The 26,230-nt window shown below is 60.9% G+C and carries 17 protein-coding genes, 1 tRNA gene and 1 pseudogene; 13 read left to right on the forward strand and 6 right to left on the reverse strand.

The genetic code is table 11. The features are described from left to right. Positions 1-24: 24 nt before the first annotated feature. The 7 genes from infB to HYI44_RS22000 all read left to right on the forward strand — a co-directional run bounded on the left by infB (position 25) and on the right by HYI44_RS22000 (position 7,458). Positions 25-2,556, forward strand: a complete 2,532-nt coding sequence (infB, locus tag HYI44_RS21970) for a translation initiation factor IF-2 (protein WP_122837467.1) — start codon at positions 25-27, stop codon at positions 2,554-2,556. 159 nt (positions 2,557-2,715) lie between these two features. Beyond that, entirely contained in the window at positions 2,716-3,117 is a 402-nt protein-coding gene (gene rbfA / locus HYI44_RS21975) for a 30S ribosome-binding factor RbfA (RefSeq protein WP_045060039.1), read from the forward strand. Between the two features lie 3 nt (positions 3,118-3,120). Then, entirely contained in the window at positions 3,121-4,038 is a 918-nt protein-coding gene (gene truB / locus HYI44_RS21980; RefSeq protein ID WP_045060038.1) for a tRNA pseudouridine(55) synthase TruB, read from the forward strand. A 117-nt stretch (positions 4,039-4,155) separates the two neighbouring features. Then, on the forward strand, positions 4,156-4,425 hold the full coding sequence (gene rpsO, locus HYI44_RS21985; RefSeq protein ID WP_028623136.1) for a 30S ribosomal protein S15: 270 nt from the start codon (positions 4,156-4,158) through the stop codon (positions 4,423-4,425). Positions 4,426-4,620: 195 nt separating this feature from the next. Then, the gene (gene pnp / locus HYI44_RS21990; RefSeq protein ID WP_045060037.1) at positions 4,621-6,726 is read left to right on the forward strand and encodes a polyribonucleotide nucleotidyltransferase; all 2,106 of its coding nucleotides are present in this window, start codon (positions 4,621-4,623) and stop codon (positions 6,724-6,726) included. 215 nt (positions 6,727-6,941) lie between these two features. Beyond that, positions 6,942-7,017, forward strand: a tRNA-Thr gene (locus tag HYI44_RS21995). A 135-nt stretch (positions 7,018-7,152) separates the two neighbouring features. Further along, positions 7,153-7,458, forward strand: coding sequence for a DUF6388 family protein (locus tag HYI44_RS22000; RefSeq protein ID WP_122837469.1), 306 nt, complete (start codon positions 7,153-7,155; stop codon positions 7,456-7,458). Between the two features lie 54 nt (positions 7,459-7,512). Here the strand turns inward: HYI44_RS22000 and nadC are convergent, their stop codons facing one another. Further along, complete coding sequence (gene nadC / locus HYI44_RS22005) at positions 7,513-8,361, reverse strand: carboxylating nicotinate-nucleotide diphosphorylase (protein ID WP_122837470.1); 849 nt, start codon at positions 8,359-8,361, stop codon at positions 7,513-7,515. Between the two features lie 195 nt (positions 8,362-8,556). Between nadC and ampD the strand changes: the two genes are divergently transcribed. From ampD to HYI44_RS29685, 3 genes are all read left to right on the forward strand, one after another. Next, positions 8,557-9,117: a 1,6-anhydro-N-acetylmuramyl-L-alanine amidase AmpD gene (gene ampD, locus HYI44_RS22010; RefSeq protein WP_225570530.1), complete on the forward strand. Its 561-nt coding sequence runs from the start codon at positions 8,557-8,559 to the stop codon at positions 9,115-9,117. Then, complete coding sequence (gene ampE / locus HYI44_RS22015; RefSeq protein ID WP_122837472.1) at positions 9,114-9,950, forward strand: regulatory signaling modulator protein AmpE; 837 nt, start codon at positions 9,114-9,116, stop codon at positions 9,948-9,950. The genes ampD and ampE overlap by 4 nt, the downstream gene beginning before the upstream one ends. Before the next feature lie 1,494 nt (positions 9,951-11,444). Next, positions 11,445-12,149, forward strand: a complete 705-nt coding sequence (locus HYI44_RS29685) for a methyl-accepting chemotaxis protein (RefSeq protein WP_412548506.1) — start codon at positions 11,445-11,447, stop codon at positions 12,147-12,149. 165 nt (positions 12,150-12,314) lie between these two features. Here HYI44_RS29685 and HYI44_RS22025 read toward each other — a convergent pair whose 3' ends face one another. After that, entirely contained in the window at positions 12,315-13,115 is an 801-nt protein-coding gene (locus HYI44_RS22025; protein ID WP_225570532.1) for a TatD family hydrolase, read from the reverse strand. Positions 13,116-13,118: 3 nt separating this feature from the next. Continuing rightward, positions 13,119-14,114, reverse strand: coding sequence for a catabolite repressor/activator (gene cra / locus HYI44_RS22030; protein WP_122837475.1), 996 nt, complete (start codon positions 14,112-14,114; stop codon positions 13,119-13,121). Positions 14,115-14,403: 289 nt separating this feature from the next. Here cra and ptsP point away from each other — a divergent pair, with 289 nt between their 5' ends. From ptsP to HYI44_RS22045, 3 genes are read left to right on the forward strand one after another with little or no spacing between them, the layout of a single operon-like run. After that, positions 14,404-17,265 carry a phosphoenolpyruvate--protein phosphotransferase gene (ptsP, locus tag HYI44_RS22035; RefSeq protein WP_122837476.1) on the forward strand — a complete coding sequence of 954 codons (2,862 nt, stop codon included), beginning with the start codon at positions 14,404-14,406 and terminating at the stop codon, positions 17,263-17,265. Beyond that, positions 17,265-18,206, forward strand: a complete 942-nt coding sequence (pfkB, locus tag HYI44_RS22040) for a 1-phosphofructokinase (RefSeq protein WP_225570533.1) — start codon at positions 17,265-17,267, stop codon at positions 18,204-18,206. Before ptsP ends, pfkB begins: the two co-directional genes overlap by 1 nt. 11 nt (positions 18,207-18,217) lie before the next feature. Next, positions 18,218-19,957, forward strand: a complete 1,740-nt coding sequence (locus tag HYI44_RS22045) for a PTS fructose-like transporter subunit IIB (protein ID WP_225570534.1) — start codon at positions 18,218-18,220, stop codon at positions 19,955-19,957. A gap of 153 nt (positions 19,958-20,110) precedes the next feature. Here HYI44_RS22045 and HYI44_RS22050 read toward each other — a convergent pair whose 3' ends face one another. The 3 genes and pseudogenes from HYI44_RS22050 to HYI44_RS22055 form a co-directional block, all read right to left on the reverse strand. Next, positions 20,111-22,639 (reverse strand): PepSY domain-containing protein, encoded by a 2,529-nt coding sequence (locus HYI44_RS22050; protein ID WP_225570535.1) that lies wholly within the window; start codon positions 22,637-22,639, stop codon positions 20,111-20,113. Positions 22,640-23,008: 369 nt separating this feature from the next. Then, positions 23,009-23,089, reverse strand: a pseudogene (locus HYI44_RS29420) (outer membrane lipoprotein carrier protein LolA); the annotation flags it as partial. Between the two features lie 633 nt (positions 23,090-23,722). Next, a complete protein-coding gene (locus HYI44_RS22055; protein WP_225570536.1) occupies positions 23,723-26,056 on the reverse strand; it encodes a TonB-dependent receptor in 2,334 nt (777 codons plus the stop codon). Positions 26,057-26,230: the final 174 nt, after the last annotated feature.

The following is a 26,230-nucleotide window of genomic DNA, read 5'->3' on the forward strand; positions in this document are numbered from 1 at the left end:
GGCGCGGCCTGAGGAGAGAAGTGCATGACGCAAGTCACGGTGAAACAACTGGCCGATGAGGTCAAAACACCGGTAGAGCGCCTGTTGCAGCAGATGCGTGAGGCAGGTCTGCCGCACACCGCCGCCGAAGAACATGTGACTGACAGTGAGAAGCAATCTTTGCTGACTCACTTGAAAAGCAGCCACAAGGCGAAAGTGGAAGAACCACGTAAGATCACGCTGCAGCGTAAAACCACCAGCACCCTGCGTGTTGCTGGCAGCAAAAGCATCAGCGTTGAAGTACGCAAGAAGAAAGTTTTCGTACAGCGCAGCCCGGAAGAAATCGAAGCCGAGCGCAAACGCGAACTGGATGAACGTCGCGCAGTAGATAATGCTGCTCGTCAGAAGGCTGAAGAAGAAACCAAGCGTCGCGCCGAAGAAGAAGCGCGTCGCCAGCCTGCTACTGCGCAAACCGCTACCAACGACGCAGTCGCGGCTCCTGCTGCGGCCGCCGAACCTGTGCGTGAAAGCGCTCCGGTTGTGGCTGCTGCTCCAGCACCGTCTGCAGACGTTCGTAACAAGCAGAACGAACAGCGCCGTCCGGACAAACCACGTGCAGACGATAACAATCGTCGCAGCGGTGGTGGCGATGGCGAGCGCAAGAACGCTCCGCATCGTGCCTCGGTCAAAGAGAAAGCGCCTGCTCCACGGGTTGCTCCACGTACTACCGACGAAGAAAGCGATGGCTTCCGTCGTGGTGGTCGCGGCAAGGCCAAGCTGAAAAAACGCAACGCCCACGGTTTCCAGAGCCCAACCGGCCCTGTCGTGCGTGATGTGCAGATCGGCGAGACCATCACTGTTGGCGATCTCGCCAATCAGATGTCGGTCAAGGCTGCTGAAATCATCAAGTTCATGTTCAAACTGGGTACTCCAGCGACCATCAACCAGGTGCTGGATCAGGAAACTGCTCAGCTGGTAGCCGAAGAACTGGGCCACAAAGTGACCCTGGTCAGCGACACCGCCCTGGAAGATTCCCTGGCCGAGTCCCTGAAGTTTGAAGGTGAGACGTTCTCCCGTGCGCCAGTTGTGACCGTAATGGGCCACGTTGACCATGGTAAGACTTCCCTGCTCGACTACATCCGTCGTGCCAAGGTAGCTGCTGGCGAAGCCGGCGGTATCACCCAGCACATCGGTGCGTACCACGTTGAAACCGAACGCGGCATGGTCACCTTCCTCGACACCCCGGGTCACGCCGCGTTTACCGCCATGCGTGCTCGTGGTGCCAAGGCGACTGACATCGTGATCCTGGTAGTTGCAGCGGACGACGGCGTGATGCCGCAGACCATTGAAGCTGTCCAGCACGCCAAGGCTGCCGGTGTTCCACTGGTGGTTGCAGTGAACAAGATCGACAAGCCGGGCGCTGATCTCGATCGCATCCGTAGCGAACTGTCGGTTCACGGCGTGACTTCGGAAGAGTGGGGCGGCGACACCCCGTTCGTATCGGTTTCGGCGAAAGTCGGTACCGGCGTGGACGAGTTGCTCGAAGCTGTCCTGCTGCAAGCTGAAGTTCTTGAATTGAAAGCGACTCCTTCGGCTCCTGGCCGTGGCGTCGTGGTTGAATCGCGTCTCGACAAAGGTCGTGGCCCGGTTGCAACCGTTCTGGTTCAAGACGGTACCCTGCGCCAAGGCGACATGGTACTGGTCGGTTCGAACTATGGCCGTGTACGTGCCATGCTCGACGAGAACGGCAAGCCAATCAAGGAAGCCGGTCCTTCCATCCCTGTCGAGATCCTCGGCCTGGACGGTACCCCGGACGCTGGCGACGAGATGAGCGTGCTGTCGGACGAGAAGAAAGCCCGTGAAGTGGCTCTGTTCCGTCAAGGCAAGTTCCGCGAAGTCAAACTGGCTCGCGCTCACGCCGGCAAGCTGGAAAACATCTTCGAGAACATGGGCCAGGCAGAGAAGAAGACGCTTAACATCGTCCTCAAATCTGACGTCCGTGGTTCGCTGGAAGCGTTGAACGGCGCCTTGAACGGCCTGGGTAACGACGAAGTGCAAGTGCGTGTTGTCGGTGGCGGTGTCGGTGGTATCACCGAGTCCGACGCCAACCTGGCACTGGCCTCCAACGCTGTACTGTTCGGCTTCAACGTGCGTGCCGATGCTGGCGCTCGCAAGATCGTCGAGCAGGAAGGTCTGGATATGCGTTACTACAACGTGATCTACGACATCATCGAAGACGTCAAGAAAGCCCTCACCGGTATGCTGGGCAGCGATGTTCGCGAGAACATCCTGGGTATCGCTGAAGTGCGTGACGTGTTCCGCTCGCCGAAGTTTGGCGCGATCGCCGGTTGCATGGTGCTCGAAGGTGTCGTTCACCGTAACCGTCCAATCCGTGTACTGCGTGAAGACATCGTTATCTTCGAAGGCGAGCTGGAATCCCTGCGCCGCTTCAAGGATGACGCTGCCGAAGTACGTGCCGGCATGGAATGCGGTATCGGCGTGAAGAGCTACAACGACGTCAAGGTCGGTGACAAGATCGAAGTCTTCGAGAAGGTTCAGGTTGCTCGCAGCCTCTAACTCGCGCACTTCAAGGGCCACGCCAGGCCGCCGCATGCAGATGCGCGGCCAGGTGTCAGGACTCTAAACGCAACGCCCGGTCTGGCTTCTGTCAGGCCGGGCGTTTGCCGCTTTCAGACCACACGGGTTTCACCGTGGGGCAGCAACAGGTAACAAGACATGGCAAAAGAATACAGCCGTACCCAACGTATCGGCGATCAGATGCAGCGTGAGCTGGCACAGCTGATCCGTCGTGAAGTCAAAGACCCGCGCGTCGGCCTGGTCACCATTACTGCTGTTGAAGTCAGCCGTGACGTCGGTCACGCCAAGATCTTCATCACCGTGATGGGCCAGGACAACGCCGAAGACATCGCGCAAAGCATCAAGGTGCTCAACTCCGCCGCAGGTTTCCTGCGCATGCAGCTGGCCCGTGAGATGAAATTGCGCAGCGTTCCGCAGCTGCACTTCCACTACGACGAAAGTGTCGTGCGTGGCGCGCACCTGTCGGCCCTGATCGAACGTGCGGTGGCTGAAGACAGTCAGCGCCCGGTAGCGGCTGAACCCGAAGACGCCAAGGAGTAATCGGTGGCTCAGGTCAAACGTATCCGTCGTAACGTCAGCGGCATCATCCTGCTCGACAAACCGCTGGGGTTCACCTCCAACGCGGCGTTGCAGAAGGTTCGCTGGTTGCTGAACGCCGAGAAGGCCGGTCACACCGGCAGCCTCGATCCGCTGGCCACCGGTGTATTGCCGTTGTGCTTCGGGGAGGCGACCAAGTTTTCGCAATACCTGCTCGATTCCGACAAGGCCTATGAAACCCTGGCGCAGCTGGGCAAGACCACCACCACGGCGGATGCCGAAGGTGAGGTTTTGCAGGAGCGCCCGGTGACCGTTGGTCGCGTCGATATCGAAGCGGCTTTGCCAAAATTCCGTGGGCAAATCAGTCAGATACCGCCTATGTACTCGGCGCTCAAGCGTGACGGGCAGCCGCTGTACAAGCTGGCTCGTGCAGGCGAAGTAGTGGAGCGTGAACCGCGTTCTGTTACTATTGCGCGCTTGGAATTGCTGGCCTTCGAAGGCGATACTGCGCGGCTGGCGGTGGATTGCAGCAAAGGCACCTATATTCGTACCCTCGTGGAGGATATCGGTGAGCAACTCGGTTGTGGCGCTTACGTTGCAGAATTGCGACGTACCCAGGCCGGGCCTTTCACGCTGGCGCAGACTGTCACGCTTGAAGAGCTGGAAGCGGTACATGCCGAGGGCGGTAACGAAGCGGTCGATCGCTTCCTGATGCCATCGGACAGCGGCCTGCTGGATTGGCCACTGCTGCAGTTTTCGGAGCACAGCTCGTTCTACTGGCTTAACGGCCAGCCGGTACGAGCCCCGGACGCGCCGAAGTTCGGCATGGTACGGGTACAGGATCACAATGGTCGCTTCATCGGAATCGGTGAAGTGAGCGAAGACGGGCGCATCGCGCCGCGTCGACTGATTCGGTCAGAATGACCGGACGAGGGTGGCTGTTAATAGGCACGGTCACTACTCATTTTTAGATACAGGGATTTGTCCCTGGCCTATTGAGACTGTTTTTCTGAAACAGTTTCCTGATAAAAGGATTGCCTCATGGCTCTCGACGTTCAAGAAAAAGCTCAAATCGTTGCCGACTACCAGCAAGCTGTTGGTGATACTGGTTCTCCAGAAGTGCAAGTTGCACTGCTGACCCACAACATCAACAAACTGCAAGGTCACTTCAAGGCCAACGGTAAAGATCACCACTCCCGTCGTGGTCTGATCCGCATGGTAAACCAGCGTCGTAAGCTGCTGGACTACCTGAAAGGCAAAGACGTGAGCCGTTACAGCGCTCTGATCGGTCGCCTGGGTCTGCGTCGCTAATAAGCGATTGCGCTATGAGGTTGGTTGTTTGCTGTGCGTCAGCGGGTTTCCCGCTGGCGCATGGCAGGCTCCCAGCCTCAAGTTTTATCTGGATACACGTTTTACCCTGGACAGGCGTTGGGCCGATTCCCGACATTGCCCAAGAATTTCGCAAGAAGACAAGTTCCCCAAGAGCCACAAAGAAGGTAGGACACCGTGAACCCGGTTATCAAAAAATTCCAGTTCGGTCAGTCGACCGTTACCCTCGAGACAGGCCGTATCGCCCGTCAAGCCTCCGGCGCAGTGCTGGTTACCGTTGACGACGACGTTACCGTATTGGTGACCGTTGTTGGCGCCAAGACCGCTGACCCGAGCAAAGGCTTCTTCCCTCTTTCTGTTCACTACCAGGAAAAGACTTACGCTGCCGGTAAGATCCCTGGCGGTTTCTTCAAGCGCGAAGGCCGTCCTTCCGAGAAAGAAACCCTGACTTCCCGACTGATCGACCGTCCGATCCGTCCGCTGTTCCCAGAAGGCTTCATGAACGAAGTGCAGGTTGTCTGCACCGTCGTCTCCACCAGCAAGAAGACCGATCCGGACATCGCTGCGATGATCGGTACCTCGGCTGCCCTGGCCATCTCCGGCATTCCTTTCGATGGCCCGATCGGCGCTGCCCGTGTTGCGTTCCACGAAAGCACCGGCTACCTGCTGAACCCGACTTACGAGCAACAGAAAGCTTCGAGCCTGGACATGGTCGTTGCCGGTACCTCGGAAGCCGTACTGATGGTTGAATCGGAAGCCAAAGAGCTGACCGAAGACCAGATGCTGGGCGCTGTACTGTTTGCTCACGACGAGTTCCAGGTTGTGATCAACGCCGTTAAAGAACTGGCTGCCGAAGCGGCCAAGCCAACCTGGGCCTGGGCTCCACAGCCAGAAGCTACCGCTCTGCTGGGCGCTATCCGTGCCGAGTTCGGCGACGCGATCTCCCAGGCTTACACCATCACCATCAAGGCCGACCGTTACGCTCGCCTGGGTGAGTTGAAAGACCAGGTGGTTGCCAAGTTGTCCGGTGAAGAAGGCCAGCCTTCTTCCAGCGAAGTGAAAGCTGCTTTCGGCGAAATCGAATACCGCACCGTTCGCGAAAACATCGTGAACGGCAAGCCACGTATCGATGGTCGCGACACCAAGACCGTACGTCCTCTGAACATCGAAGTCGGTGTTCTGCCAAAGACCCACGGTTCGGCCTTGTTCACCCGTGGTGAAACCCAGGCCCTGGTTGTTGCAACCCTGGGCACCGCCCGTGACGCGCAGCTGCTGGACACCCTGGAAGGCGAGAAAAAAGACCCGTTCATGCTGCACTACAACTTCCCGCCGTTCTCGGTAGGTGAGTGTGGTCGCATGGGTGGCGCTGGTCGTCGCGAAATCGGTCACGGCCGTCTGGCCCGCCGTTCGGTTCAGGCCATGCTGCCAGCCGCCGACGTGTTCCCGTACACCATCCGCGTTGTATCGGAAATCACCGAATCCAACGGTTCGAGCTCGATGGCTTCGGTCTGCGGCGCTTCCCTGGCCCTGATGGACGCTGGCGTGCCAATGAAGGCACCGGTTGCCGGTATCGCCATGGGCCTGGTTAAAGAAGGCGAGAAGTTCGCCATCCTGACCGACATCCTGGGTGACGAAGACCACCTGGGCGACATGGACTTCAAGGTAGCCGGTACCGCCAAAGGTGTTACCGCGCTGCAGATGGACATCAAGATCAAGGGCATCACCGAAGAGATCATGGAAATCGCCCTGGGCCAAGCCCTGGAAGCGCGCCTGAACATCCTCGGCCAGATGAACCAGATCATTGGCCAGTCGCGTACCGAACTGTCGGAAAACGCGCCGACCATGATCGCGATGAAAATCGACACCGACAAAATCCGTGATGTCATCGGTAAAGGCGGCGCGACCATTCGTGCGATCTGTGAAGAGACCAAGGCTTCGATCGACATCGAAGACGACGGCTCGATCAAGATCTTCGGCGAAACCAAGGAAGCGGCTGAAGCGGCACGTCAGCGCGTTCTGGGCATCACCGCTGAAGCTGAAATCGGCAAGATCTACGTGGGTAAGGTTGAGCGCATCGTCGACTTCGGCGCATTCGTCAACATCCTGCCTGGCAAGGACGGTCTGGTTCACATCTCGATGCTGAGCGACGCTCGCGTTGAGAAAGTGACCGACATTCTCAAAGAAGGCCAGGAAGTGGAAGTGCTGGTACTGGACGTGGACAACCGCGGCCGTATCAAGCTCTCCATCAAAGACGTAGCAGCTGCCAAGGCTTCGGGCGTTTAATTACCCCCTTCGCTTGAAAGCTTCGACGTTGTAAAAAATGCCCCGCAGTGAACGCTGCGGGGCATTTTTTTGCTCTGTACAGAAAGATCAAAAGATCGCAGCCTGCGGCAGCTCCTACTCGGTTTCAATGTAGGAGCTGCCGCAGGCTGCGATCTTTTGTTATTAGGGCGTATGAAGTTGCCTGACTCTATAGTCAGTGCTAGGTTTAGCCCACCGCCCGTGTAGCTCAGCCGGTAGAGCAGCGCACTCGTAACGCGAAGGTCGCAGGTTCGATTCCTGTCTCGGGCACCAGCGACACGTTGTTTTCAGATGATCCACGAATGGTTCTGAAGGCCAGACAAACCCGGCTTCAATCGGTTTATTTGCGTCAGAGAGATCCTTGATGATCCAGATCCATCTTCCATTCCCCCGATCAAAGAGAACGCCATGACCGTTAAAGAATTGTCCCAGGAAGCTCGTCACGAAGAAGCGCTGAAGAAGTACTTGCTTGAGTCCCCCCAACTGGCTGACGAGATCAAGGACCTGCCCGCTGACGATCAGAAAGACCAGATCCAGTGGGCATTCGAGGACGAGGCAGAATCCCAGGGCCTGCAACCCTGGGAGCTGACGCTCAAGTACACCTCGACACCGGAAGAGTTCGAAGCCGCGCGCCTGGTTTTGCACAAGGAAGCGGCCGAAGTCCTGGGTGTGGAGTGGGATGAATACTGCGAGATGAATAATCTGGTGGTGTAATACGTGTGGGAGCGGCGGTCGCACCGCCGCTCCCATCTGTGATGGGGTGTTGCCTTAGATACTCAAGCGCATCGACAGATCTACCGCCTTCACATCCTTGGTCATCGCACCGATCGAAATATAGTCCACACCGGTTTCAGCAATCGGTAGCAGCGTGCTTTCGTTGACCCCGCCGCTGGCCTCCAGCTTCGCCTTGCCACCGTTCAGGCGCACTGCTTCGCGCATGTCATCCAGGCTCAGCTCGTCGAGCATGATGATGTCGGCACCCGCTGCCAGCGCTTCCTTGAGCTCACCCAGGCTCTCCACCTCGATCTCCACCGGCTTGCCCGGGGCAATCTTGTGCGCGGCGTTGATGGCTTGCGGAATGCCGCCGCAGGCCGCGATGTGGTTTTCCTTGATCAGGAACGCGTCATACAGGCCAATGCGGTGGTTGTGGCAACCGCCGCAGGTGACCGCGTACTTTTGCGCCAGGCGCAGGCCGGGGAGGGTTTTACGGGTGTCGAGCAGCTTGACCTCAGTGTTTGCAACGAAATCCGCCAGGTACCGGGCGCGAGTGGCAACGCCCGACAGCAGTTGCAGGAAATTCAGTGCGCAGCGCTCACCCGTCAGCAGAGACCGCGCCGGGCCTTCAAGGTGAAACAGCGCCTGATTGGGTTGCACCCGGTCGCCGTCACTCACCTGCCAGTGCACGGCCACTCGCGGGTCCAGCTGCCGGAACACGGCATCGACCCAGGCGGTACCGGCGATGACGGCGGCGTCACGGGTAATGATGGTGGCTTTGGCCAGGCGTTCTGCCGGGATCAACTGTGCGGTGATGTCGCCGCTGCCGATATCTTCAAGCAACGCACGGCGCACGTTGGCTTCGATTTCGGCAGTCAAATCGGCGAGACGTAGATTCGGCATAAAGGGCTCCACAAACAAAGTGCTCCGATTATAGGGCCATGGCACGCGGCAACCCAAGGCATCAGAAGCCCTGCGCGGTGGTGAAACCTGCATTTGGTCGCCTGGCCCGGGAGATCAATCGTGGCAAGTGATCGCGCACGGAGGGTCTATCGCGGCATACTGGGGGCCAATACAGTCGACCCTGAAGGAGCCGGTATGCAGTTGGACCCCGCGAGTGGTTGGTGTGAAGGTGCCCAGGTCTGCCCTTCGCCCAACTTCAATGCGCGCCCTACGGATGAAATTTCCCTGCTGGTGATCCACAACATCAGCCTGCCGCCAGCGCAATTCGCCACCGGCAAGGTGCAGGCGTTTTTCCAGAATCGCCTGGATGTCACGGAGCATCCGTATTTTGCCGGAATTGCCGATCTGCGGGTGTCCGCGCACTTTCTGATTGAACGAGACGGCACCCTGACTCAATTTGTCTCTTGCCTTGAGCGTGCCTGGCACGCGGGGGTCTCGGTTTTCGAAGGGCGGGAAACTTGTAACGATTTTTCCGTGGGCATTGAGCTTGAAGGCACCGATGATCAACCTTTCACCGATGCTCAATACGAGGCGCTGACGCGGCTGACCCGACAATTGCAGAGGGCTTTCCCGGCCATCACGCCACAGCGTATTTGCGGTCATAGTGACATCGCACCCGGTCGCAAGACCGATCCGGGGCCAGCGTTCGACTGGGCACGCTATCGCGCAGCCCTGGCAAAAGAGGAACAACAATGAGTTTTCTGGTGTTGCTGTTGGCGGTCTGGATCGAGAAGTTCTCGGCCCTGCGTCATCGGGTCCAGCGCGACGGCGGATGGTTGCGCGAACTGCACAAGCTTGAAGCCAGCCCCCGCCTGGCGAGCCACCCATGGCTGGTGCTGGTGATTCTGGTGTTGCTGCCGGTTGCGCTGCTGGGCCTGCTATTGGTCGTCCTCGATCCGGTGGCCTACGGCTTGTTGGCCTTGCCTGTGCATTTGCTGGTGGTGATCTACAGCCTGGGCCGCGGCGATCTGCTCGCCGGCCTCGGCCCTTTCCGCGACGCCTGGCGCCGGGAAGACTTGCAAGCGGCCGGGCATGTGGCGAACCGTGATCTGGCTATCTGCGCAGACAGTGGCGAACAGTTGCTCGAACGCGTCCAGGCTCACTTGCTGTGGGAGGCCTACCAGAGTTTCTTCGCGGTGATCTTCTGGTACTTCCTGCTGGGTCCGGTCGCGGCACTGAGCTATCGCCTGCTGGCACTGGCCGAAGTCCACTCCCGGAACCCCGCCGTCGCCGAGCGTGCCGCGCAATTGCGCCATGCCTTCGACTGGATACCGGTACGCCTGTTGGCGGCGAGCTTTGCATTGGTCGGCAACTTTGTTGCGGTCAGCCGTGTCATGCTCCACGAACTGCTGAACTGGGACATCAGCGCGGCCCAGCTGATCGAAAAAGTTGGCCTGGTGGCCGGCGAGATCCCGGCACCGGTGGTCGGCCCGGACGGCATCAACAGCCTCGACCGGATCTGGGAGCTGCTGCTGCGCGCAGCCGTGCTCTGGTACGCCGGTTTCGCCCTGTGGACAGTCCTTCCCTGAATCCTGCCACCTGAACGACGAAGATCGATGCACACGATCTTCGTCGTTAACCTTAAGTTACAAAAACTCCCGCCGATTTAAGCTATACAGAGACAGCGCTCAATAGTGGCTATCTGCCGTCTCTGTGCGCCTGCCAATAACAATAAGAAATCCAAGGGAGACTTCACAGTGAAGAGCTTGCTCTATCCCGCCGTCGCGCTAATGAATCGCCTGAGCTTTGGCATGAAGTTCAGCCTGATCAGCGTGCTGTTCCTCATACCGATGCTGGTGACCAATTTTTATCTGGTGCGCGATTCCTATCGCGAATTCCAGGGCACTCGGGTCGAACTGCAAAGCATCGACCTGCTGGGCAGCAGTCTGGCGCTGCGCCGGGATCTGGAAACGCTCAACAACCTGGTGCAGATCAACGTCACCTTGGGGCAGTCGGGCAAGGCCGGCAACGTCGAGTCGACAATCAGCGCGTTGGAACAAAGCCTGTTGGCACGCCTGCAGGGGTTGAGCGCCATGGCGTCGGACCCGGAACAGATTGCGATGTTCGAGGCCAAGCGCGATGAAATGATCGCCGCCTTCAAGGCCCAGCAGGCCGAGAGCTCCGTGCAGAGTAAAAGTGGCATGATCGGCAAGCTGCTGGGCAGCGCGCAGATTTTCAGCCAGATCATTGCCAGTCAGGCCGGCCTGAGCCGCGATACGCAAAGCGACATGCGGCAACTGACCGAACTCATTACCACCGTTACGCCTGCGGTCACCCAGTTGCTGGGTGAAGGGCGGGCCATGGGTGCGTTTTCCCTGGGGCAGGGCTTTCTCAATTCGGCGTCGAGCACTCGCTTCGACGAGCTGTTGGCGCAAATCGAAAAACTCCAGGGCGAGTACGGGCTGAAGCTGCAGGACGCACTCGGTTCAAGCAAAGCGGCCAGGGAAAGCCTGACGGCTCAAGCCGACATCAGCCAGTCGACCCTGAAAAAAGCCATCGAGCTGTTTGAAGAGCAGGTGGTCATGGCTGACACGTTGGACGCGCCTTGGCAGGGTTTCTACGACCAGGTCACGGGCCTGATGGACCAGACCTACCAGCTCAATGAAGCCACCCTGAAATTCCTCGGGACCCAGCTGCAGCAACGCCTTGAGCAGAACCGCACGCACATGGTGCTGCAGGCTGTGGCGTTATCGGTGGTGTTCATCCTGATTTTCTATCTGTATGGCGGCTTCTACGCGTCCACCCGCACCACCCTGAAGAACCTGGGCGCGATGATGGACAAGGTCGCGGCCGGCGACATGACAGTAACCTTCAACGCCAATAGCCGCGATGAACTGGGTGAGTTGGGCGAGGTGTTCAACGGCACCGTGAAGAAAATCCACGACTTGATCGAGCGCGTGGGGCACACCGTGGGTGAAGTCGAGCGCCAGGCCGGCCAGGTGGAAAACGTCTCCGCCCGCAGTAACCAGGCCGTGGCAGGGCAGCGCCTGCAGATCGAGCAGGTGGCGACCGCCATGAACCAGATGTCGGCGACTTCCCTGGAAGTGGCGCGCAGTGCCGCCGCAGCGGTCAGTAGCGCCCACAGCGTCAATGACGAGACGCTTAGCGGGCGCGGCCTCGTGCAATCGCAACAGGGCAGCATTGCCGCTCTGGCCGGGGAAATCGACCAGTCGGTGCTGGTGATCAATCAACTGGCCACCGACAGCCAGGCCATCAGCCGCGTGCTCGAAGTGATCAAGAGCATTGCCGAGCAAACCAACCTGCTGGCGCTCAACGCGGCCATCGAGGCCGCGCGGGCGGGTGAGCAGGGGCGTGGATTTGCGGTAGTGGCCGATGAGGTCAGGACCCTGGCCAAGCGCACCCAGCAATCGACTGAAGAAATCGAGCAAATGATCAGCAAGTTGCACAGTGGCGTGGGTGCAGCGGTGAAGGCCATGGGCAGCAGTCATCAGATGGCCAGCGGTACCGTGGGGCAGTCGGAGAAAGTCCAGCAGGCGCTGGAAAACATCCTCGGCGCAGTCGGCATGATCGTCGACCAGAACCAGCAGATCGCGGCTGCCGTCGAGCAGCAGACGGCCGTGGCGCACGACATCGACCAAAACATCGTCGAGATCAACCGTGCGGGCGAAAGGACGGCCGAAGGGGCGCACCAGACCGAAGACGCGAGCAGGGCACTGTCGGCCCAGGTGGTGGAGTTGAAGGAGCTGATCAGCGCATTCCGGGTCTGACTCCCCGGCTGGCCCTGCAGATGCAAACTCAGCGCAAGCAAGGCTTTGTGGAAGCAAACTTTTGTATGAGCCAACCTCTGTGGGAGCAAAGCTTGCTCGCGATGACGGACTGACATGCAGCACCTATGTCGACTGTCATGCAGCAATCGCGAGCACGCTTTGCTCCTACAGGCCGCTCTGAGTTGGAATAGTCCAATCGAACACTGCGCACGCATTGGCAGTGCTGGCAGCCGCCAACTGCTCGGCACTGACGCCCATGATCGCCGCCAATGCCACACAAATAGCCGGCAAATGCGCCGGGCTGTTGCGCTCGCCGGGGTACATCGCCGGTGCCATGTCCGGCGAGTCGGTTTCCAGCACCACGGCGTCCAGGGGCAACTCGGCCAGCACCCGGTGCATGCGCAGGGCCTGGGGCCAGGTCGCGGCGCCGCCCAGGCCGAGCTTGAACCCCAGCTTGATGTACTCGCGAGCCTCTTCCTTGCTGCCGGCAAACGCGTGGATGATACCCGCGCGTTTCAGGCGCAGGCGTTTGAGCGTGGCGATGACGGCCGCATGGCTGCGACGCACATGGATCAGCGCCGGCAAGTTGAAATCCGCGGCCAGTTTTAATTGCGCTTCGAACAACGCCTGCTGGCGCTCGCGGTCCAGGGTTTCTATGAAGTAATCCAGCCCGATCTCGCCCACTGCGCACACCTGTCGATGGCCGGCCAGGCGCTCGAGCCAGGCGCCCAGCTCGGGTAGATCCTCAGGCTGGTGCTGGTCCAGATAAACCGGGTGCAAGCCGAACGCCGCATACAAGCCGGGATCGCTTTGCACCAGGTCCCACACCCGCTGCCAGTTATCCTGGTAAACCCCCAGCACCACCATCCGCCGCACACCCAGTGCGCGGCTTTCAGCCAGCAGCGCCGTGCGATCGGCGTCGAAATCGGCAAAATCCAGGTGGGTGTGGGTATCGATCAGCTCCACGATTCAGTCCTGGCGAATACGCTGCTTGAAGGTCCGGGCGATGGCTTGCACGCCAGGTTGATAGTCCGACTGCTCGATGGCTGCCAATGCCAGTTGCAGGGCCTTGTCGGCGATCAGCTGATGTTGCTGGGCCATGGCATTCACCGGCAGTGGCAGGAAATCCAGCAACTGGGTGTCGCCAAATGTGCCAAGGCGCAACGGCCGGGATTTCAGCGGGAAATCGTGCAAGGCATCGAACACGCCCTGCAACAACACATAGGAGGTGGTAACGAGCGCGTCGGGCAGGTGCCCCAGGCGTTGCAGCATTTGCTCCATCAACTGCTTGCCACATTCGCGGCTGAAGGATTCGCCGTGCTCTATCAGCACCTCGCCATCAAACCCGGCCAACGCTTGCTTGAAGCCTGCAGCACGCTCCTGGCTGATGCTCAGTTCAGGGCGCGCGCCGATCAGGGCAATCTGCGCGGGCAAGGGCTGCAACAGACTGCGGGTCAATTGCAGACTGGCTTCGCGGTCGTCACTGATCACCGAACAGAAATGCTCGGGTTCCATGACCCGGTCGATCGCGATGATCGGAATACCCTTGGCTTGCAGCTGGCGATAACTGTCGTCGCCACTGGGCAGGCAACTGGCGACGATCAGCGCATCGCAGCGCCGGGCGCGAAACAGCTGCAACAGTTGCCGCTCGCTCTCGGGTGCGTCGTCCGAACTGGCGATCAGCAGCTGATAGCCACGGGCCCGTGCGCCTTGTTCGAGCAATTTGGCGATTCGCGCGTAACTGGGGTTTTCCAGATCCGGCAGAATGAACCCCAGCGTGCGGGTGTGCCGACTGCGCAAACCTGCCGCTTGTGGATTGGGGGTGAAGCCATGCTGTTCGACTACCGCGCGCACGCGCTCGACCGTGGCGCTGCTGATGCGCTGCTGTTCAGCCTTGCCATTGATGACGTAACTGGCGGTAGTCACGGAGACCCCAGCCAACTGGGCGATATCACTGAGTTTCAACTCGGGTTTTCCTTGTTTTTTCGAGCTTGCCCGACATTTTCGCCAATCCTACCCGATTCAGGCAGGCGACCATTGTCGCAGCGCATCCGACAATCTGGACTTCAAGGATGGGACATTATCGAGTAACGTGCCAATCTTTCTAGATTAAACGTTTCAGCAGGCGTATTTTCTACGTTTAAGGCGCCTTGGCCAGTTCTGCCGTGAAACTGCCAAATTTGCTGAACAAGCGCCTAAGCTGAACTATCCAAAACAATACCTGGCACCTTGTCGGCGCCAAAAAGGAGAAAGCATGCTCGAGCTCACTATTGAGCAGATATCCATGGGCCAATCGGCCGTGGATAAGTCCGCAGCGTTGCATTTACTGGCCCAGCACCTGGTTGCCGATGGACTGGTCGCCGAGGGGTATCTTGCCGGCTTGCAAGCCCGGGAAGCCCAGGGCTCGACTTTTCTCGGTCAAGGTATTGCCATCCCCCACGGTACCCCGGATACCCGCGACCAGGTGTTTTCCACCGGCGTGCGCCTGATGCAGTTCCCCGAAGGGGTGGACTGGGGCGACGGGCAGATTGTCTACCTGGCGATCGGTATCGCGGCCAAATCCGATGAACACCTGCGCCTGCTGCAACTGCTGACCCGCGCCCTGGGCGAGACTGACCTGGGCCAGGCCCTGCGTCGCGCCAGCAGCGCCGAAGCCTTGCTCAAGCTCCTGCAGGGCGCACCGCAGGAACTGGCGCTGGATGCCCAGATGATTGGCCTGGGTGTGTCCGCCGACGACTTCGAAGAGCTGGTGTGGCGCGGTGCGCGTCTACTGCGCCAGGCGGATTGTGTGAGTAATGGTTTCGCTGCGGTATTGCAGCAGGTTGAAGCGCTGCCGCTGGGAGACGGTTTGTGGTGGCTGCACAGCGAACAGACAGTCAAGCGTCCTGGCCTGGCCTTCGTCACGCCGGACAAGCCGATGCGTTACCTCGGCCAGCCGCTGAGTGGCCTGTTCTGTCTGGCCAGCCTCGGCGAGGCGCATCAGGCCCTGCTCGAGCGTCTGTGCGCATTGTTGATCGAAGGGCGTGGCCATGAACTGGGCCGTGCCACGAGCAGCCGCAAAGTCCTCGAGGTGCTGGGCGGTGAATTGCCTGCCGACTGGCCAAGCGCACGGATCGCCCTGGCCAATGCCCATGGTTTGCACGCACGCCCGGCGAAGATTCTCGCTCAACTGGCCAAGGGTTTCGACGGCGAGATCCGGGTTCGCATCGTCGATGGCCAGGACAGCGCGGTGTCGGTGAAGAGTTTGAGCAAGCTGCTGAGCCTTGGCGCGCGCCGTGGTCAGGTGCTGGAATTTGTCGCCGAGCCGGGAATTGCCGCTGACGCGTTGCCGGCTTTGCTGGCTGCCATCGAAGAGGGCCTTGGCGAGGAAGTCGAGCCATTGCCTGCCGTGAGCCAGCAGCGAGAAGTGCTCACCGACATCGCCGAGGTGCTTCTGGCACCAGCCTCCGGCAGCCTGATCCAGGCGATCGCCGCCGCTCCCGGGATCGCCATCGGCCCGGCGCATATCCAGGTGCTGCAAGCCATCGAATACCCGCTGCGGGGAGAGTCGGCCGCTATCGAGCGCGAGCGTCTCAAACTGGCGTTGACCCAGGTGCGGCAAGATATTCAAGGGTTGATCGAACGCAGCAAGGCCAAGGCCATCCGCGAGATTTTCATCACCCACCAGGAGATGCTCGACGACCCGGAACTCACCGACGAAGTCGACACCCGACTCAAGCAGGGCGAAAGCGCGGAAGCTGCGTGGATGGCGGTGATCGAAGCGGCGGCCCGGCAACAGGAAGCCTTGCAGGATGCATTGCTCGCCGAACGCGCAGCCGATCTGCGGGACATCGGGCGCCGGGTGCTGGCGCAACTCTGTGGCATCGAGACGCCGAGCGAGCCGGATCAACCCTACATTTTGGTGATGGACGAAGTCGGTCCTTCCGATGTGGCACGTCTCGACCCGGCGCGCGTTGCCGGCATCCTCACTGCACGCGGCGGCGCTACGGCACACAGTGCAATCGTCGCCCGGGCCCTGGGCATTCCGGCCCTGGTCGGTGCGGGCGCGGCCGTGTTGCTGCTGGCCCCAGGTACGCCATTGCTGCTGGATGGCCAGCGCGGTCGCCTGCACGTGGACGCCGACGCCGCCACCTTGCAACGCGCCACCGAAGAACGTGATACCCGCGACCAGCGGCTCAAGGCCGCCGCCGAGCAGCGGCACCAACCGGCGCTGACCAGCGACGGCCACGCCGTGGAAGTGTTTGCCAACATTGGCGAAAGTGCGGGGGTCACCAGTGCGGTGGAGCAGGGCGCCGAAGGTATTGGCCTGCTGCGTACCGAACTGATCTTCATGGCTCATCCGCAACTGCCGGACGAGGCCACGCAAGAGCTGGAATACCGCCGCGTGCTCGATGGCCTCGCCGGTCGCCCGCTGGTGGTACGCACCCTCGATGTCGGCGGTGACAAACCCTTGCCGTATTGGCCGATCGCCAAGGAAGAAAACCCTTTCCTTGGAGTGCGGGGCATTCGCCTGACCCTGCAACGTCCCAAGGTCATGGAAGCGCAATTGCGGGCCTTGCTGCGGGCCGCGGACAACCGGCCATTGCGCATCATGTTTCCCATGGTCGGCAGCGTCGACGAATGGCGCCAGGCCCGGGACATGACCGAGCGCCTGCGGCTGGAAATCCCTGTGGCGGACCTGCAACTGGGGATCATGATCGAAGTGCCGTCGGCGGCCTTGCTGGCGCCGGTGCTGGCAAAGGAAGTCGACTTCTTCAGCGTCGGCACCAATGACCTGACCCAGTACACCCTGGCCATCGACCGTGGCCATCCGACCCTGTCGGCGCAGGCGGACGGCTTGCACCCGGCGGTGCTGCAACTGATCGACATCACCGTGCGAGCCGCCCACGCCCATGGCAAATGGGTCGGTGTGTGCGGCGAGCTGGCTGCCGATCCACTGGCGGTGCCAGTCCTGGTCGGCCTCGGCGTGGATGAGTTGAGCGTCTCTGGTCGCAGCATCGCCGAGGTCAAGGCGCGCATCCGCGAGCTCAGCCTCACCCAGGCCCAAACCGTTGCCCGCCAGGCCCTGGCCGTCGGCAGCGCGAATGAAGTACGCGCACTAGTGGAGGCCCTGTAATGGCCAAGATCCTGACCCTGACTCTCAACCCGGCACTGGACCTCACTGTCCAGTTGCCCCGCCTTGAACCCGGCCAGGTCAATCGCAGTGACGAGATGCACACCCACGCGGCCGGCAAGGGCGTGAACGTGGCGCAGGTACTGGCAGACCTCGGGCATCAATTGACGGTCAGCGGGTTTCTCGGCGCAGACAATCCCCAGGCATTCGAGACGCTGTTCGCCAAGCGTGGCTTTGTCGATGAGTTCATTCGTGTTCCGGGTGAAACCCGCAGCAACCTCAAACTCGCCGAGAGCGATGGGCGCATCACCGACGTCAACGGTCCGGGACCGCTGGTCAGCGTCGCGGCGCAGCAGGCGTTGCTTGACCGCCTGGATGAAATCGCGCCCGATCATGACGCGGTCGTCGTCGCCGGCAGCTTGCCCCAGGGTGTCAGCCCGGCATGGTTGCAGGCACTGATCGAGCGTCTGAAGAATCTCGGCCTGAAGGTGGCCCTCGACACCAGCGGCGAAGCCCTGCGCGCAGCGCTCAAGGCCGGACCCTGGCTGATCAAGCCCAACGCCGAAGAACTGGCCGAGGTATTCGATAGCGAAATGGTGTCGGTGGCTGCGCAAACTGCAGTAGCGGGTCGCCTGCACGCGCAAGGTATCGAGCACGTAGTGATCTCCGATGGCGCGCAAGGTGTGAACTGGTTCAGCGTTGGCTCGGCGATGCACGCCACGCCGCCCAAGGTCAGCGTCGCCAGCACGGTGGGCGCAGGTGATTCGTTGCTTGCCGGCATGCTCCACGGTTTGCTCAGCGCAGACACGCCTGAACAGACCCTGCGCACCGCCACGGCGATTGCCGCGATGGCCGTGACCCAGATTGGCTTCGGCATTGGCGACACCGCGCAATTGGCGCAGCTCGAACAGGGTGTGCGTGTACGCCCCCTGACAGAACAATAAGAGGGATTGTCATGAAGTTAGCCATTGTTACGGCCTGCCCGAACGGCATGGTCACCAGTGTGCTGTGCGCCCGTTTGCTGGATGCTGCAGCGCAGCGCCAGGGCTGGAGCACCAGCGTCGAAGTCACCGATGCGGCGCACCCTGAGCGGCAATTGTCGGCCGCCACCCTGGAGGCGGCCGAGTGGGTATTGCTGGTGACCAGTGCGCCTGTGGACATGTCGAGATTCGTCGGCAAGCGCGTGTTCCAGAGCACTCCGGCCCAGGCCCTGCAGGACGTGGAGGCGGTGCTGCGCAAGGGCGCCGATGAGGCGCAGATTTACGTGGCCCCCGAAGCCGTTGCCCAGGCACTGCCCACCGGCCAGGCCGCGCCGAGACTGGTGGCGATTACCGCCTGCCCGACCGGTGTCGCCCATACGTTCATGGCCGCCGAAGCCCTGCAGCAAGCGGCCAAGCGCCTGGGCTACGACCTGCAAGTCGAAACCCAGGGGTCGGTCGGCGCGCGCAATCCGCTGAGCGCCGAGGCCATTGCCCAGGCCGATGTGGTGCTGTTGGCCTGTGACATCGAAGTGGCGACCGAGCGTTTTGCCGGGAAAAAAATCTACCGCTGCGGCACGGGTATCGCCCTCAAGCAAGCCGAGGCCACCCTCAACAAAGCGCTGGCCGAGGGCTCGCAGGAAACTGCAGCGAGTGGAACCCAAGGCCCCGCCAAGCAGGAGAAGACGGGCGTCTATAAGCACTTGCTGACCGGCGTGTCGTTCATGCTGCCGATGGTGGTGGCAGGCGGCTTGATGATCGCTTTGTCGTTTGTGTTCGGCATCACCGCGTTCAAAGAGGAGGGCACCCTGGCTGCCGCGCTGATGCAGATCGGTGGCGATACCGCATTCAAACTGATGGTGCCGTTGCTGGCGGGTTACATCGCCTACTCGATCGCCGACCGCCCGGGCCTCGCGCCGGGGATGATCGGCGGTATGCTGGCGAGCACTCTTGGCGCGGGCTTCATCGGCGGGATCATTGCCGGTTTCATCGCCGGTTATGCCGCCAAGGCGATCAATCGTTATGCGCGATTGCCGCAGAGCCTCGAAGCGCTGAAACCGATCTTGATCATCCCGTTGCTCGCCAGTTTGTTCACCGGCCTGGTGATGATCTATGTGGTTGGCAAACCCGTAGCAGGGATGCTGGAAGGGCTCACTCACTTCCTCGACAGCATGGGCACCACCAACGCGATCCTGCTGGGCGTGTTGCTCGGCGGCATGATGTGCGTCGACCTTGGCGGGCCGATCAACAAGGCCGCCTACGCGTTCTCGGTAGGGCTGCTGGCATCGCAGAGTTATGCACCGATGGCCGCGACCATGGCCGCCGGGATGGTGCCGCCGATCGGGTTGGGCATCGCCACCTTCATCGCCCGGCGCAAGTTCGCCCAGTCAGAGCGCGAGGCGGGTAAGGCTGCTTTTGTGTTGGGGCTGTGCTTCATTTCCGAAGGCGCGATTCCCTTCGCTGCCAAGGATCCGTTGCGGGTGATCCCGGCGAGCATCGCCGGTGGGGCGCTGACGGGTGCATTGTCGATGTACTTCGGCTGCAAGCTCATGGCACCGCACGGCGGGTTGTTTGTGCTGGCCATTCCGAATGCGATCAACCATGCCTTGCTCTATCTGCTGGCGATCGTTGCAGGGAGCCTGGTGACAGCGGTGGCCTATGCGCTGCTCAAGCGCCCGGAAGCCGTCGAACTGGCACTCGAGCCCGCCAAGGCCTGATACCCACCTGTAGGAGCGAGCTTGCTCGCGAAAAACGCGAAGACAGCGCGGGGTGTCATGCAGCCCTCGTCATCGTTGACGACCATCGCGAGCAAGCTCGCTCCTACAGGATGTCGGCGGCGCACCCGCCGGCATATCCCGGGATTTTGGGTATCAGTAAACGTCGCGTCTGTAGCGGCCTTGCTCGATCAGCTTGTCGACTTGTTCAATTCCGAGCACTTCGTTGAGTACGTGATCCACCCCTGAGGCCATGCCCTGCAGGCTGCCGCAGATGTAGATCACTGCGCCTTCGGCGAGCCATTGCTTGAGTAGATCGGCCGACTCGCGCAGCCGGTCCTGCACATAAATCTTCTGCGCCTGGTCTCGCGAGAACGCCAGGTCCAGACGCTCCAGATCGCCCGAAACCAGCCATTCCTGAAGCTCATCGCGACAAAGGAAATCGTGCTCGCGATTGCGCTCGCCGAACAGCAGCCAATGCCGCTGCTGGCCATCGGCGATCCGCGCCTTGAGCAAGCTGCGCAGCCCGGCCAGGCCGGTGCCGTTGCCCAGCAAAATCATCGGTACCGGCTCGGTTGGCAGGTGGAAACTGCTGTTGCGCCGAACCCGCAGGCTGATGCTGCCACCTACCGGTGCGTGCTCGGTCAACCAGCCGGAGCCGACGCCCAGGCTACCGTCCGGGTGCACTTCCTGACGCACGATCAGTTCCAGGATGCCGTCGGCGGCGATCGAGGCGATGGAGTACTCGCGCATGGCCAGCGGCACCAGTGCATCCACCAGCGACTGGGCATGCAGGCCGACCAGGTGCGCGCGGTTCTGCGGCAGTTGGCGACTGGCCAGGGCCTGCTCCAGGGTTTGTGCCAGGCCATCGAGGGTCACGGTGGCTCGCCCGTCTATCCCCAGGCCATCGAGGAAGTGCTCGATCGCCCACGGGCAATTACGCGGCAGTACCTCCACCAGGTCACCGGCGAGCCAGCCGCTGGCAGTGGGGGCAGTCAGGCCCAGCAGGTAGACCGGCGAACCGCTGCTGTCCGGGTTCATCAGTTCGCGACGGGTCAGCGTCCAGTTGTCGTAGCTGGGTGCTTGCCAGGTGTCCAGGGGCGCCTGTCCGGTCAGCTGGCCGAGTTGCTGCTGCCAGTGACGCAAGGCGTAGGGGTCGCCGCTGTCGACTTCCACCGGGGCGAACAGCGTCTTGCCGCCATGCTCGCCCAGCCAGGTGTGCAAGCGTCGGGCGAATCCGCAAAAGTGTTGATACTGCCGATCACCGAGGCCCAGCACCGCATAGTTCAGGCTGTCCAGGCTCATGGCGCGACCCAGCACCTTGCGCTCGAAACCCCGGGCGCTGTCCGGCGCTTCGCCGTCGCCAAAGGTACTGACCACGAACAGCGCGTTGCTCGAATCCTGCAGGTCCTGCTCGCTGACACTGGCCAGTGGCTGCACTTTCACCGGCAAGCCGGCGGCCTGCAATTGCCCGGCGGTCTGCCAGGCCAACTGTTCGGCAAAGCCGCTCTGGCTGGCGAACCCGATCAACCAGGACGGGGCGTCGGCCGACGGTTGGGCAAGACCGTTGCGAGCGTCTCTGATGTGCTTTTTCTTGCGTCGACGGTCGAGGTACAGCAACCAGCCGGTGATGAAGAACAACGGCATGGTCAGGGCACTGATGGTCAGGATCACCCGCCCGACAATCCCGAAGTAACTGCCGACATGCAGGGCGTAAATGCTGGTCAGCAACTGCGCCTTGAGGCTCTTGTCGCTGTAGCGGTCATGCCGCTTGACGATGCCGGTGGCGGGATCGAGGGTGATCTGGTTCAGGGCGCGGTCGTGGGGTGAGGTGTTCAGCAGATAGAACACGGTCGCCGGCTGGCCGGCCACAGGCGGCATGCGAATGTTGTAGGCGCTCAGTGCGGGACCCGCAGCGCTGTAGATACTGCTCCACATGGCCGCGTAGTCGGCTGTCGGCGCCGGACCGCTGGGGGCAGGCCCGCGTCCGCCGCGCACCCGCTCATTTTGCGGTGAGTCGGACAGCAAGCGGGTCAGGCCCTTGTTGTACCACTCGTAAGACCAGGACAGGCCGGTGAGTGCCGCCAGGAGGTAGAACAGCAGGCACCAGGTGCCCGCGACCGAATGCAGGTCCCAGTTGAAGCTGCGGCCTTTTTTCTTCCAGTCCAGGGTCAGCCAGGCGCGCCAGCTTTTCCACTGGCGGGGCCAGCGCAGGTACAGGCCGGACAGGCAGAAGAACACCAGGATCAGCGTGCATGCCCCGGTGATCTGCCGGCCGGTATCGCCCATGGCGAGGAAGCGGTGCAGTTGCAGCATCAGGCCGAAAAAGCCCTGGCCGGCGGCATCGCCCATGAACTCGGCGGTGTAGGGGTCGAAGTAGCGCATCTCGCCGCGGCGTTCGCCGGGCTTGGGGGTGAAGAACACCTTGGCCGCTGCGCCGCTGTCGGTTTCGACGCTGAGCATCGAGACTTTCTTGCCGGAGGCCGCTTCGATGCGTTCCACCAGTTCGGCAGGCGGCAGGACGCCGGCGACCTGCTTCTGGACCTGCAACACCGATGGGTTCAGCGCACTGAGGATTTCATCCTGGAACGACACGGTCGCCCCGGTGATGCCCATCAGGGCCAGGACCAGCCCGGCACTGATGCCGAAAAACCAGTGCAGCTGGAACAGGGTTTTCTTCAACACGTCGCTCGCCTTGTTCGTTCGAAAATAATCATCACGGCGCGCATTATGCCGTGGGTTGACGGGATGCCTGGTCTATTACGCACAAAAGCCCCGTTCATCTGGATGAACGGGGCCAGGCGGTAACGCTCGGCGCTACCTGTAGGAGCAAGCTTGCTCGCGAAAACTCGAGAGCAACGCGGGGTCTCTGGCTGCCCGCGTCATCGTTGACGACCATCGCGAGCGAGCTCGCTCCTACAGAAGCGCCCGCTACTCACTGTAGGAGCGAGCTTGCTCGCGAAAAACTCGAGAACAGCACGGGGTATCAGGCTGCCTGCGACATCGTTGACGACCATCACGAGCGAGCTCGCTCCTACAGAATCGCCCGCTACTCACTGTAGGAGCGAGCTTGCTCGCGAAAAACTCGAGAACAGCACGGGGTATCAGGCTGCCTGCGTCATCGTTGACGACCATCACGAGCGAGCTCGCTCCTACAGAATCGCCCGCTACTCACTGTAGGAGCGAGCTTGCTCGCGAAAAACTCGAGAACAGCACGGGGTATCAGGCTGCCTGCGTCATCGTTGACGACCATCACGAGCGAGCTCGCTCCTACAGAATCGCCCGCTACTCACTGTAGGAGCGAGCTTGCTCGCGAAAAACTCGAGAACAGCACGGGGTATCAGGCTGCCTGCGTCATCGTTGACGACCATCACGAGCGAGCTCGCTCCTACAGAATCGCCCGCTACTCACTGTAGGAGCGAGCTTGCTCGCGAAAAACTCGAGAACAGCACGGGGTATCAGGCTGCCTGCGTCATCGTTGACGACCATCACGAGCGAGCTCGCTCCTACAGAATCGCCCGCTACTCACTGTAGGAGCGAGCTTGCTCGCGAAAAACTCGAGAACAGCACGGGGTATCAGGCTGCCTGCGTCATCGTTGACGACCATCACGAGCGAGCTCGCTCCTACAGAATCGCCCGCTACTCACTGTAGGAGCGAGCTTGCTCGCGAAAAACTCGAGAACAGCACGGGGTATCAGGCTGCCTGCGTCATCGTTGACGTCCATCGCGAGCGAGCTCGCTCCTACAATGGGTGGAGTTCACCCTTTATCAGAAGTGGAAGTTGGTGCTCAACAATGCCGTACGGCCCGCCGCCTGGTTGGCGAAGTGGGTCGAGAAGGCTTTGTCGTAGTAGGTTTCGTCGGTCAGGTTCTGCACGTTCAGCTGCAGGTCCACGTTTTTGGTCAGCTTGTAGGCAACCATTGCGTCGTAGCGAACATAGTCATCAACCATGGTGGTGTTGGCCACGCTGCCGAACACGTCATCGACGTAGAACGCGCCGCCACCGACGGTCAGCTTCGGCGTGACCTGGTAGGTCGTCCAGAGGCTGGCGCTGTTTTTCGGCGTGTTAGGCAGTTCGTTGCCATCGTTGGCTGCGCCCAGTGGGCCGCCGTCGACCTGCTCGCTGTCCATGTAGGCGTAACCGGCGAAGACCTGCCATTTGTCAGTGATCTTGCCGCTGGCCGACAGTTCGATACCTTGCACGCGGGTCTTGCCGGCGTTTTCATAGGACGTGGTGCCCACCTGAACACGAGCATTGTCCTTTTCGGTGCGGAAGATATCGGCGGTCAGGGACAGGCGATCATTGAGCAGATCCCACTTGGTACCGATTTCGTAGTTCTTGGTGGTTTCCGGCTCCATGTCGCTGCTCAGCAGGTTGCCGGTGCGATCTGGAGTGCCACCCAGCGGGTTGCCGTCCTGGCCCTCGCCGAGGGTAGCGCCCGGTGGCGTTGCCGACGTTGCGTAGGAAACATAGATGCTCCCGTTTTCTGCCGGCTTGTAGACTACGCCGAACTGACCAGTAACGAACTCGCTGACATCATCGCCCTTGGCGGTGGTGGTGCCGGCAGCATTGTAGGTTTTGTAGTCGGTGTCGAAGTGGTCGTAACGCAGGCCCATGTTCACCAGCCACTGATCGGACAGCGTCAGGGTGTCGAACACGTAGAGCGCGTAGGTTTTGCCGGTGGTGTCGGTACCGGCGTAGTTACGCGAGATTGCGCCGTTCCAAGGATCGCCCGGGTTCGGGTTCGACAGCGAGGTGCAGTTGTAGCCGCTCGGAGCACCGATCATCGCCTGGGTGCAGTTGCTGCCTGATGGAGTCGCTGTGGTGATTGGAGTTAGCGGAGTGGTGTCGGTATTGACGGAGTACGAAGACTTTTTGCTTTCCTCGCGGCTTAGCTCGATACCGGTAGCGAAGCTGTTCTTGAAGCCGGCGATGTACACGTCACCAAACAGATCGGTCTGGTTGGTGGTGGTGTCGGTGTTGCTGACACGGGTGTTGGCACGACGCCAGACGCTGCCATTGTTGACGTTGCCCTTGGAGTCGTCTGGCTGGGTCAGGATGTAATCCTGCATGCTGCTGCCGTGGCGCAGGGTGTTCTTCACGGTCAGGGCATCGTTCAGGTCATGCTCGATGGCGATGGTCGCGGTGTCGGTGCGGCCCTTGCGGAAGTCGCGTCCGTCCAGGCCGTAGAAGTTGCTGCTGTCGCCACCGTCATCCGGCGTGTCCGGGTTGGACTTGGTGCGCGCGGCAGAACCGGCAACCGGAATGCTGTACGGGATACCCGAGTCTGGCGTGTCGTTGCTTTCCAGATGGTAGTAATCGAGATTGACGCGGGTGTCGGTACCCAGGCCGAAAGCCACGGACGGCGCGATGCCCCAGCGGTCGTAGTCGACGCTGTCACGGCCGGCGACGTTGCTTTCGTGGCTCATCAGGTTCAGACGGCCAGCGGCGGTGTCGGTGAACTGGTAGTTGCCGTCGAAGGTGTAGCGTTGCGTCTGGTCCGAGCCCCAGGTGAATCCACCGTCGAGGGAGTCGCCCAGGTGGGCCCTCTTGCTCACCATGTTGATGCTGCCACCGGCAGCGCCACGGCCGCCAATGGCCGAGTTCGGGCCTTTGCTGACTTCGATCGACTCTACCGCGAAGATCTCGCGGCTTTGCGAGCCGGTGTCGCGCACGCCGTCCAGGTACGTATCGCCCTGGGCGTCGAAACCACGGATGAATGGGCGGTCACCCTGGGGGTTGCCACCTTCACCGGCACCGAACGTGATGCCCGGAACGGTACGCAGCGCATCCTGCATGTTCAGGGCGCCAGTGTCCTTGAGTACCTGTTGCGGAATCACGGTGACAGAGCGCGGCGTGTCTACCAGTGGCGCGGTGTACTTGGGCGAGGAGGCCTTTTCGACGTTGTAGCTGGTCGCTTCCTGAGCTTCAGCGTTGATCGAGGTGGCGTCCAGGGAGATCGTGTTGCCCTGCGCCTTGGCGTCGGTCTTCTCTGCGGCGAAAACCATTTGGCCTGCGGAGCCGGCAGTGATTGCCACGCCAATTGCAGACGCGAGCAAACGCGGTGAACTGACGGGTGATTGTAGTTGTTGGCGTGACATTGAAATTCCCCTCCCCAAGGATTTGAGGTCGCGGAATATAGGGTAAACAGGTATTCGTATCAATTGCGAAACATTACTATTCGCACTGAATTTACATTCTTTACAATTTAGCCTTACGGTTTTTGCTGATTCGTTCGTCGCGAGGGTTTTACACGGTCAATAAGAATCAATACC

This window comes from Pseudomonas sp. Y24-6, from assembly GCF_020295325.1.
GTDB lineage: Bacteria > Pseudomonadota > Gammaproteobacteria > Pseudomonadales > Pseudomonadaceae > Aquipseudomonas > Aquipseudomonas gregormendelii.

Bases quoted from the DNA above. Each gene is read 5' to 3' on its own strand.
- infB (WP_122837467.1), top strand. From the start codon at position 25: ATGACGCAAGTCACGGTGAAACAACTGGCCGATGAGGTCAAAACACCG.
- rbfA (WP_045060039.1), top strand. From the start codon at position 2,716: ATGGCAAAAGAATACAGCCGTACCCAACGTATCGGCGATCAGATGCAG.
- rpsO (WP_028623136.1), top strand. From the start codon at position 4,156: ATGGCTCTCGACGTTCAAGAAAAAGCTCAAATCGTTGCCGACTACCAG.
- HYI44_RS22000 (WP_122837469.1), top strand. From the start codon at position 7,153: ATGACCGTTAAAGAATTGTCCCAGGAAGCTCGTCACGAAGAAGCGCTG.
- nadC (WP_122837470.1), bottom strand. From the start codon at position 8,361: ATGCCGAATCTACGTCTCGCCGATTTGACTGCCGAAATCGAAGCCAAC.
- ampD (WP_225570530.1), top strand. From the start codon at position 8,557: ATGCAGTTGGACCCCGCGAGTGGTTGGTGTGAAGGTGCCCAGGTCTGC.
- ampE (WP_122837472.1), top strand. From the start codon at position 9,114: ATGAGTTTTCTGGTGTTGCTGTTGGCGGTCTGGATCGAGAAGTTCTCG.
- HYI44_RS29685 (WP_412548506.1), top strand. From the start codon at position 11,445: ATGTCGGCGACTTCCCTGGAAGTGGCGCGCAGTGCCGCCGCAGCGGTC.
- ptsP (WP_122837476.1), top strand. From the start codon at position 14,404: ATGCTCGAGCTCACTATTGAGCAGATATCCATGGGCCAATCGGCCGTG.
- pfkB (WP_225570533.1), top strand. From the start codon at position 17,265: ATGGCCAAGATCCTGACCCTGACTCTCAACCCGGCACTGGACCTCACT.
- HYI44_RS22045 (WP_225570534.1), top strand. From the start codon at position 18,218: ATGAAGTTAGCCATTGTTACGGCCTGCCCGAACGGCATGGTCACCAGT.
- HYI44_RS22055 (WP_225570536.1), bottom strand. From the start codon at position 26,056: ATGTCACGCCAACAACTACAATCACCCGTCAGTTCACCGCGTTTGCTC.